The sequence below is a fragment of the Kitasatospora sp. NPDC056181 genome, assembly GCF_042266225.1.
GTDB lineage: Bacteria > Actinomycetota > Actinomycetes > Streptomycetales > Streptomycetaceae > Kitasatospora.
This window is the reverse complement of record NZ_JBHJUK010000239.1, coordinates 1-9,269: the sequence shown is the minus strand read 5'-3', so window position 1 is coordinate 9,269 and position 9,269 is coordinate 1. Positions and strand designations below refer to the sequence as shown.

Annotated in this window: 9 protein-coding genes and 1 pseudogene; 7 read left to right on the top strand and 3 right to left on the bottom strand. The window is 73.8% G+C overall.

All coding sequences use genetic code 11. The features are described 5' to 3' along the window. The 3 genes and pseudogenes from ACFC1F_RS41525 to ACFC1F_RS41515 form a co-directional block, all read left to right on the top strand. Positions 1-197 (top strand): annotated as a pseudogene (locus ACFC1F_RS41525) (ROK family protein); the annotation flags it as partial. Between the two features lie 204 nt (positions 198-401). Continuing rightward, complete coding sequence (locus ACFC1F_RS41520; protein WP_376166786.1) at positions 402-1,421, top strand: LysR family transcriptional regulator; 1,020 nt, start codon at positions 402-404, stop codon at positions 1,419-1,421. Positions 1,422-1,480: 59 nt separating this feature from the next. Next, positions 1,481-1,846 (top strand): putative quinol monooxygenase, encoded by a 366-nt coding sequence (locus ACFC1F_RS41515; RefSeq protein WP_376166784.1) that lies wholly within the window; start codon positions 1,481-1,483, stop codon positions 1,844-1,846. 119 nt (positions 1,847-1,965) lie between these two features. Here ACFC1F_RS41515 and gap read toward each other — a convergent pair whose 3' ends face one another. The 3 genes from gap to ACFC1F_RS41500 all read right to left on the bottom strand — a co-directional run bounded on the left by gap (position 1,966) and on the right by ACFC1F_RS41500 (position 4,805). Beyond that, on the bottom strand, positions 1,966-2,964 hold the full coding sequence (gene gap, locus ACFC1F_RS41510; RefSeq protein WP_209417567.1) for a type I glyceraldehyde-3-phosphate dehydrogenase: 999 nt from the start codon (positions 2,962-2,964) through the stop codon (positions 1,966-1,968). Positions 2,965-3,222: 258 nt separating this feature from the next. Then, complete coding sequence (locus ACFC1F_RS41505) at positions 3,223-4,179, bottom strand: GlxA family transcriptional regulator (RefSeq protein WP_148642070.1); 957 nt, start codon at positions 4,177-4,179, stop codon at positions 3,223-3,225. Between the two features lie 182 nt (positions 4,180-4,361). Next, complete coding sequence (locus tag ACFC1F_RS41500) at positions 4,362-4,805, bottom strand: SRPBCC family protein (RefSeq protein ID WP_376166781.1); 444 nt, start codon at positions 4,803-4,805, stop codon at positions 4,362-4,364. A gap of 352 nt (positions 4,806-5,157) precedes the next feature. Between ACFC1F_RS41500 and ACFC1F_RS41495 the strand changes: the two genes are divergently transcribed. The 4 genes from ACFC1F_RS41495 (at position 5,158) to ACFC1F_RS41480 (ending at position 9,025) form a co-directional block, all read left to right on the top strand. Further along, positions 5,158-5,622: a phage tail protein gene (locus ACFC1F_RS41495; protein WP_209417569.1), complete on the top strand. Its 465-nt coding sequence runs from the start codon at positions 5,158-5,160 to the stop codon at positions 5,620-5,622. Between the two features lie 218 nt (positions 5,623-5,840). After that, positions 5,841-6,959, top strand: coding sequence for a chemotaxis protein (locus ACFC1F_RS41490; protein WP_376166779.1), 1,119 nt, complete (start codon positions 5,841-5,843; stop codon positions 6,957-6,959). 342 nt (positions 6,960-7,301) lie between these two features. Continuing rightward, on the top strand, positions 7,302-7,721 hold the full coding sequence (locus ACFC1F_RS41485; RefSeq protein ID WP_209417570.1) for a YciI family protein: 420 nt from the start codon (positions 7,302-7,304) through the stop codon (positions 7,719-7,721). Then, positions 7,694-9,025 (top strand): RNA polymerase sigma factor, encoded by a 1,332-nt coding sequence (locus tag ACFC1F_RS41480; protein ID WP_376166777.1) that lies wholly within the window; start codon positions 7,694-7,696, stop codon positions 9,023-9,025. The genes ACFC1F_RS41485 and ACFC1F_RS41480 overlap by 28 nt, the downstream gene beginning before the upstream one ends. Positions 9,026-9,269: the final 244 nt, after the last annotated feature.

Genomic DNA, 9,269 nt, shown 5'->3' with positions numbered 1-9,269 from the left:
GGTCGGGCCCGCTCTTCCTCGACCCGCTCCGCCGCCACCTCGCCGACTACGCCACCCTGCCGTTCGCCGCCCGCGTGACCGTCACCCCGGCACTCCTCGGCACCGACGCCGGCCTGGTCGGCGCCGCCGCCCTCGCGCTGGCCGCCGGCCCGGACGGGCCCGCCGCAGCCGGCCGGCTCACGGCGGCCGCCCGCTGAGCCGACGCGACGACGCCCGGCCCGCTGCACCGTGGCGGCGGCCGGGCGGAGTGCCGTCGGGGGAGAGTTGCCGCGGCACCGGTGGCGCTGGTTGCACCTGCCGTACCTGTCGCACCTGTGGCGCCGGTCGCACCGTTCGCGCCACCGGGCGGAGAATGCACGATGCGGCCGCGCGGACGGTGCGACCGGAAACGGGGGAGGGGCATGATGCTGCGTGGACTGGAGCTGCGCGAGGTGGAGTGCTTTCTGGTACTCGGCGACGAGCTGCACTTCGGACGGGCCGCCGAGCGGCTCGGCCTCTCCCGGGCCCGGGTCACCCAGCTGATCCAGGCGCTCGAACGCCGCGTCGGCGGACGGCTCGTCCAGCGGACCAGCCGCAGGGTCTCCCTCACCCCGGCCGGAGAACAGCTCGCCGCGGACTGGACCGCGGCCTACCGGGCCCTGGACGCCGGCCTCCAGCAGGCGGCGGCCCTCGCCCGGGGGATCCCCGGACGGCTCGCCGTCCGCTACGCCGCGACCGTCTCCTACTCCCTCGTCAACGCCTGGCTCGACCAGGTCAGGCAGCGCCGGCCCGGGTGCCGGATCTCGGTGGAGGCCTGCCCGGTCGCCGACGTGTTCGCGAGCCTGCGCGACGGGCGCGCCGACGCGGTCGTCACCAGGCTCCCGCCCGGCGGTCCGGAACTCCTGGCCTGGCACGAGCCGGACCTTCGGGCCGGAGCCGTTCTGGCCCGTGACGCCCCGGTCCTGCTGGTTCCCGCGGACCACCCGCTCGCCGGCGCGGCGCACCTGGAGGCCGAGGAGCTGTCCGGCCTGGTCCTCTGGGAGGCGCCGGCCGGCCTGCCCGAGTGGTTCCGGCGGGCCTGGACCCCGGCCCTCACCCCTGCGGGCCGGGCGATCGGCCGCCGGAGCGGGGCGGCATCGGTCGAGGACCTGCTGGCCGGCACGGCCGCCGGACACGCCCTGCACCTGACGTTCCCGCAACTGCTCGACCAGCTACCGCACCCCGGGCTGCGGGCGGTCCCGGTACGGGGCCTGCCGCCGTTCCTGACCGCTGTCGTCAGGCCCGGCGGAACGGGCGGCGCGGTACCCGCCGACCCGGCAGTCCCCGACCCCGTGCTCGCCGACCCGGCAGCCACCGTCCCGGTATCTGCCGATCCGGTCCTCGCCGCCGCCGCGGGCGATCATTCACCCCCGCTGAACGGTCCTGCAGCGGAAGGCTCTTGATCAACACGCCTGGCCGGGCGAGGCTCGGTCCATCCGTACTCACCCTTGGAGAGAGTCCGATGGAACCGCACACCGTGCTGCTCACCGCGCAGATCCCGCTCCGGTCCGGCCGGGAGGCGGCGCTCGCCGAGGCCTTCGACCGGCTCCGTGAGCGCAGCCTGCAGGAGCCGGGCGTCCTGTCCTTCGAGCGCCTGGCCGGGGCCACCGGCACTGCCAGCACTGCCAGTACCACCGGCGCCGTCAGCACCGTCGTGCTGCGGGAGGAGTACCGGGACGAGGCCACGCTCGATGCGCACCTCGCCGAACCGCACACCGCGGAGTTCCTCGCCGTGCTGCCCGGCCTGCTGGCGGCGGCGGCCGCCGTCCGGGTCGACCTGGTTCGGACCGTTCGCGCGTTCGACGTGCCCCCTGCCGCCGCCGGCTGACCGGCCCGCGGCCCGCAGGCCCGGCCGGAACGTCTTCGGGGGCGGCCGTCACGGCCGCCCCCGAGGACACTCCCGACGGTGGGGCCCCGCCCTGTCGCGGGCGGTGGCTCCCGGTCGGCTCAGCTCTGCGCGAGGAGTTCGAGGGTGTCGATGACGCGGTTGGAGAAGCCCCACTCGTTGTCGTACCAGGCGACGACCTTGACGTGCTTGCCGTGCACGCGGGTCAGGGCGGCGTCGAAGATCGAGGACGCGGGCTCGCCGGTGATGTCGCCGGAGACCAGCGGCTCGTCCGCGTAGTCGAGGACGCCCTTCAGCCGGCCGTCGGCGGCCTCGCGGTACGCGTCGAGGATCTCCTCGCGGGTGACCTCGCGGGACACCGTGGTGTTCAGCTCGACGATCGAGCCGACCGGGACCGGCACGCGGATGGAGTCGCCGGCCAGCTTGCCGTCGAGGTTCGGGAGGACCAGGCCGATGGCCTTGGCGGCGCCGGTGGTGGTCGGCACGATGTTCACGCCCGCGGCACGGGCACGGCGCAGGTCGCGGTGCGGGCCGTCCTGGAGGTTCTGCTCCTGGGTGTAGGCGTGCACGGTGGTCATGAAGCCGTGCTCGATGCCGGCCAGCTCGTCCAGCACCGACGCCAGCGGGGCCAGCGCGTTGGTGGTGCAGGAGGCGTTCGAGACGATGACGTGCCGGGCCGGGTCGTAGTCGTCGGTGTTCACGCCGTAGGCGAGCGTGACGTCGGCGCCGTCGGACGGGGCGCTCACCAGGACGCGCTTGGCACCGGCCTCGATGTGCGCCCGGGCGGCGTCGGCGGAGGTGAAACGGCCGGTGGCCTCCAGTACGAGCTCGACGCCCAGCTCGGCCCACGGCAGGTTGGCGGGCTCACGCTCGGCGAGCACCTTGATGCGGCGTCCGTCGATGACCAGGTCGGTCCCGTCGACCGTGACCGACCGCCTGAAACGCCCGAGCGAGCTGTCGAACTTGAGCAGGTGGGCAAGGGACTCGGGCGCAGTGAGGTCGTTGATGGCGACCACTTCGAGGTCGCTGCCGCGCTCGAGCAGGGCGCGCAGGCTGTTGCGTCCGATACGACCGAAACCGTTGATGGCGATGCGGGTCATTGAGGTCTTCCCTTCCGTTCGTTTCGCCCTCAATGCTCGGCGTTCCGCCGTCACCCGGACAGGGGCTGGATCGACAGGGTGCGCAAGTATCCCGCCACACTTGTCGCCACCGACCGCAAGGATCTCGCCAGCGTCCCCGGTTGCAGGTACCCGCCCGCCCCCGTCGGACCGCTCCGGGGGCGGTAAGGGCCTGCACACGGCCGGTCCCGGGGGCGGTAAAGGGCAGACTCAGGGGGCCGGGCCGGGCCGGGGGCCGGTTCAGGGCGCCGGGGCGGCGAAGGTGTGGCGGTACTCCGTCGGCGAGGTGCCGAGAATCCGGTGGAAGTGCAGCCGCAGGTTCGCCCCCGTACCGAGTCCCACCCGGTCGGCGATCTGCTCCACCCCCAGATCCGTGCGTTCGAGCAGCTCCCGCGCCAGGTCCACCCGGGCCCGCAGGACCCACTGCATCGGCGTGTAGCCGGTGTCCTCCACGAACCGCCGCGAGAACGTGCGCGCCGACACCCGCGCGATGCCGGCGAGCGTCTCCAGCGTCAGCGGCTCGGCGAGATGCTCCAGGGCCCACTCGCGGGTGCTCGCGAACAGGTCTCCGAGCGGCTCCGGCACGCTCCGGGGCACGTACTGAGCCTGCCCGCCGCTGCGGTACGGCGCGGCCACCAGCCGGCGCGCCACGTGATTGGAGAGCCCGACCCCGTGGTCACGCCGGAGCAGGTGCAGGCACAGGTCGATCCCGGAGGCCGCGCCCGCCGACGTCAGCACGTCGCCCTCGTCCACGAACAGCACGTTCTCGTCGACCGACACCAGCGGGTGCTGCTCGGCCAGGGCCTTCGTGTAGTGCCAGTGGGTCGTCGCCTTCTTCCCGTCGAGCAGCCCGGTCGCCGCCAGCGCGAACGCCCCCGTCGAGATCGCCGCCAGCCGCGCCCCCCGGTCGTGGGCGGCCACCAGCGCCGCGACCACCTCGGCCGGCGGTTCGGTGGTCGCCGGATCCCGGTACCCGGGCACGAAGACGGTGTCCGCGTGCTCCAGGGCGTCGAGCCCGTCGGCCACGTGGTACGCGAGCCCGTCCCCGCCGGCCACCAGACCGGGCGCCGCGCCGCACACCCGGACCTCGTACGGCATGCTCGGCCGGCTGGAGAACACCTGCGCGGGAATGCCCACGTCGAGCGGCTTCGCCCCCTCCAGCACGAGCACGGCGACCCGGTGCTTCCTGCGAGCCATCGGACCCTTCCCTTCCCTCCGGCCGGACGGGTTCTTCGTCGTACCCGTGACCTGGATGCCACTCATCGCAAGCATCCTGCCACCCGCACCACGGTGTGGGTCGCCGGGGGAGCGCGGACCGCTCCGCACGGTGCACGCTGTCAGGGGACGCGGACCGCTCCGGACGGCGGCGGCGCCACCGCTCAGCCCAGCAGCCGGTCCAGGACCCGGCCGAAGACGAGCCGTCCGGCCCGGGCCACCACCGGATCGAGCACGCCCGGAAGCCCCGCGATCACGATCTCCTCCGCCCAGGTCACCTCGCTCCGTCCGCCCTGCGCAGTCACGGCCCGTACCCGGAGCTCGGCCCCGCCGCGGACCGGCCGCCCCCGCTTCTCCAGCCGGCACACCCCGTCGCGCCCGGGAGCGGGCCCGGCGATCTCGACGATCTCCATCGGATCGTCGAACAACCGGAACGGCCCGACGGCGGTCCGGGCCACGATCGTGTCGCCCACCCGCCGACCGCCCCCCGGCCCGGCCGAGACCCGGGTGAACGGCACCCGATCGCCGTGCCGCGGCCAGTCGGTCAGCCGCTCCCAGCAGACGTCGGGCGGCAGGGGCGAGACGCGGGTCAGGACGAAGCGGGCCATACCTCACCCTAGGGCTCCGTCACCCCGGGGCTCCGCCCGCACGTGCTCACCGACGGCGGCGAGGAGCGCGACGCGGCAGGACACGCCGTACGGACCTCGGTCCGACGCGCTCAGGGCCCACACCCGGCCCACACCGCAGGCGGGTCGGTGCAAAAGACGGGAACTTCGACGCCGCCCGCCCGATGACCCGTCACCACCGCCGACGCCGCTTAGGATCACCTCACGGCCGCTCCCCGCCATGCCGGGCCGCCTCACGCTGCTCCAAAGGTGACCCCGGGACCACGCATCCGACGCCCGGAGCCCGGCGCCCCAGGCCCCGTCATCCATCCGCATCGACGAGAAGGAATCCGCCATGACCTACGCCGTGGATTTCGACACCGTATCGACCACCGGCCTGGAGTCGTCTCCCGTCGCGGCCGCGCTCGCAGGCCTGCGGGCGAACGAGGCCCGCTACTTCAAGAACAAGTACGACCACGTCTTCACGGTGGAGCCCGCGGGCGACGCCACCGAGGCCGTCGACTGGGTGCACCGGATCCTCCGGGAGGAACGCGAGATCGTCATCTCGTCCCGGCCGCTCGAAGCCACGGCCTTCCAGGTCGAGAACATCCGGATGGCCTACGTCTTCTACGAGAGCGGCCTGTCGGTCAACGTGATGTACACCCTCGACGACCCCAAGAAGCGAGCCGTCGGGTTCAAGCTCTCGGAAGGGATGGAAGTCCCGGAGGAGCTCGCCTCGCGGTTCAAGTTCGCAAGGCAGAAGTCGAAGCTCGCCGGCACCATCCGCGGATCGTTCTTCGTCATCAAGAACGAGTACTGAGCCCGAAGCCGGAAGGCCGGTCGGGGGCGGACACGCGGTCCGCGGCGCGGGTGGCGACGGTCGTGCGGGGCCGGCGCCCCACCTCCGCCCGCGGCCGCCACCGCGTGAGACGCGACCGCGGTGCAGTGACTCCTCGTGCACGTTCCGGGTGCAGGAACGCGCCGCCACCGTGAGGGTGGGGAAGGTACTGTCCCGTCCCCCGAAACGGAAGGCCGTCCGTGGACATCACCGATCTCACTCCTGCGACCCTTGCCGCGCTCGCCTCGCCCCGGCCCCGGCCGGCGGTCACCGTCGCGATGCCCACTCACCGCCCGGCCACCGGGACCGAGCAGGACAGCCTGCAGCTGAAGAACCTGTTGGCCGAGGCGCGCCGCCGGATCGAGGGGGACGACACGCTGGGCCGCGCGGAGCGGCTGGACGTGCTGGAACAGCTTCAGCGGGCCGCCGGCGAGGTGGAGCTGCGGCACGCCGCCCAGGACGGGCTGCTGCTGTTCGCCGCGCCCGGGGAGCACCAGGTGTGGAAGCTGCCGCGGACCGTCCCGGCCCGGGTGGTGGTGTCCGACACCTTCCTGACCCGCAACCTGGTGGCCGCCCGCGCCGCGTACGCGCCGTACTGGGTGCTCACCCTGGGGGCGGAGCAGGTGCGGCTGTGGAGCGGGGCCGGGCCGGACCTGGAGGAGTCGACGGACGGGTTCCCGCAGCGGCCGGCCAACCCCGAGAAGTTCGACCCGCAGCGGGAGGAGCAGATCGGCGACACGCCGAGCGTGTACAGCCACGAGAACACCCGGATCTTCTACCGCGAGGTGGACGCCGCCCTCGGCGCGCTGCTCAGGGAAGCGCCGCGGCCCTGCTACCTGGTGGGCGTGCCGGAGGCGGTGAGCCTCTTCGAGTCGGTCACCGCGCACCGGGCGATGATCGTCGCCCGGCTGGAGAAGGGCGGGCTGGGCGACGGCCCGGCCACCGCGCTGGCGCCGGCGCTGGCACCGGTGCGTCAGGAGCAGGCGCGTGCCGAACGGGAGGGGGCGCTGGCGCGTCTCGACCAGGCGGCGGGCCTCAAGACGTTGGCCGCCGGGCTGGACGAGATCTGGCGGGCCGTCAGCGACGGCCGGGTGGGCGAACTGGTGGTGGAGGAGTACTACCGGGCCACCGTCGAGGTCACCGACGGCCACCTGGCCCCGGCCCCCGCCGGTGCACAGCCCACCGGAACGGGCGAGATCCGCGAGGACGTCGTCGACGAGATCGCCGAACGCACCCTGGAGACCGGCGGCACCGTCACCTTCGTGCCGGACGGCACACTGAGCGGCCGTCAGTCCATCGCGGCGGTGCTGCGCTACTGAGGTCGAGCCGGGGCCGGCCGGTGCGGGTCGCGTACCGGCCCGTCAGGCCGGCCTTATCGAGGCCGGGTCGACGGTCGTCGGTGCGACCAGTACGGATCCTCCACGACCGGGGCCTTCACGGTCTCGCAGTCATCCCGGAGCAGTCATCCCGGAGTGGTCATCCCGGGGCGGTCCATCCCGGGGCGGCACGGTGGAGCTGCACCCGCGGCCCCGTACGGCGTGCCCGGACCGGGGCGCCGATTCCCGGAAGGTTTTCTCCCCGTCGTGTCGATCCGCGGCCGTCCCGTTCGACCTGGGATAGAGAGGGTCGGGAAAGCGGCCCCCGGACGAAGGAGACCAGCCGTGGCGAAGTACATGCTGATCATGAGAGGCAGCGACGAGTCGGTCGCGAAGATGACGGAGACGCCCTTCGAGGAGATCCTCGAAACGATGGGCCGCTACAACGACGAGTTGATCCGGGCGGGCGTGCTGGTCGCGGCCGAAGGCCTGGACGACGCGTCGAACGGCGTCGTGGTCGACCTCAGCGGGCAGACGCCGGTTGTCACCGACGGCCCGTACGGTGAGACCAAGGAGCTCTTCGGCGGCTTCTACATCCTGGACGTGGCATCGAAGGAGGAGGCGGTCGAATGGGCCAGGCGCCTCCCGCCCTTCCCGGGTACGAAGGTCGAGATCCGACGGGTGCCGGGGATCGACGAGTTCCCGCAGGACAACGAGTGGATCATCAAGGAACGAGCATGGCGGGAGCGGACCGGCCAGCTCTGACACCCGCGGGCACCGACGGCACGCCGGGCGCCGTACCGGCCCGGCGTGCCGTCGAGGCCCTGTGGCGGATCGAGTCCGCACGGATCGTCGGCGCGCTGACCCGCTACACCGGGGACCTCGACCTCGCCGAGGACGTCGCGCAGGAGGCCCTGGCACAGGCCCTCGTCGCGTGGTCGCGCGACGGCGAGCCGGCCAACCCGGTGGGCTGGCTGCTGGCCACCGCACGGCGGCGCGCCATCGACCACTACCGCCGTAGCTCCGCCCTCGACGAGCGGTACGCCGCACTCGCGGGCCGGCTCGTCGAGGGCGGGGCGACCTCCGGCGCGGAGCCCACCGCGGACCGGCCGGACGATCTGCCGTGGGACCCGGACCGGATCGACGACGACGTCCTGGCGCTGATGTTCGTCGCCTGCCATCCCGTGCTCTCGCCCGAGGCCCGGACGGCACTGACCCTGCGGGTGGTGGCAGGACTGTCCAGCGAGGAGATCGCGCGTTCGTTCCTGGTGCCCGTGCCGACCGTCCAGGCGCGGATCACCCGGGCGAAGAAGACCATCGCCGCAGCCGGGGTCCCCTTCGAAGTCCCGCCCGCGGCGGAGCGGCGCGAGCGGCTCGGCGGCGTCCTGACCGTGCTGTACGTGATCTTCACCGAGGGCTCGACGGCGACGGCCGGCGACCGGCTGCTGCGCCCCGACCTCGCCTACGAGGCGATCCGGCTGGCCCGGACGCTGGCCGCTCTGCTGCCCGACGAGCCGGAGGTGTTCGGGCTGCTGGCCCTGTTCGAGCTGAGCGCCGCACGCTTCCCCGCGCGCACCGGCCGCGACGGCGAGGCGATCCTGCTGGAGGACCAGGACCGCCGGCTGTGGGACCGCTCGGCCGTCCGCCGCGGCCTGGCCGCGCTCGACCGGGCCACCGCCGCCGGTCGCGGCCTGGGGCCCTACGGCCTCCAGGCGGCGATCGCCGCCTGCCACGCCAAGGCCCCGTCGGTGCCGGAGACGGACTGGGGGCGGATCGTGCTCCTCTACGAGGCGCTCGGCCGGGTCGCGCCCTCCCCGGTCGTCGAGCTCAACCGCGCGGTGGCCGTCGCGATGGCGACGGGGCCGCAGGAGGCGCTGCCGATCGTCGACGGCCTGGCCGCCTCCGGCCGGCTGTCCGGCTCGCACCTGCTCCCGACCGTGCGCGGCGAGCTTCTCGTCAGGCTCGGCCGCACCGCCGAGGCGCGGGCCGAGCTGGAGCTCGCGGCCCGGCTCTGCCGCAACACCCGCGAGCGGTCCGTCCTGCTGCGCAAGGCGGCTGCGCTGGGCTGACGCCTGCCCGATGCCCGATGCCTGATGCCCGATGCCCGATGCCTGCCCGCTTCCTGCCCGGGTCGGGAAATGCCACGACGCCGCTGTACCGTTCCGGGCCCGGGGTGGGTCGGTGGGGTGCAGCGGCGTGGTCGTGGTGGCACCGGGGTGGGGTGCGGGGGGTGTTACTTGGTGAGGCCGGCCTTGACGGAGCAGACGGGCCAGGCGCCGGGGCCCTGGGCGGCGAGGACCTTCTCGCCGATGG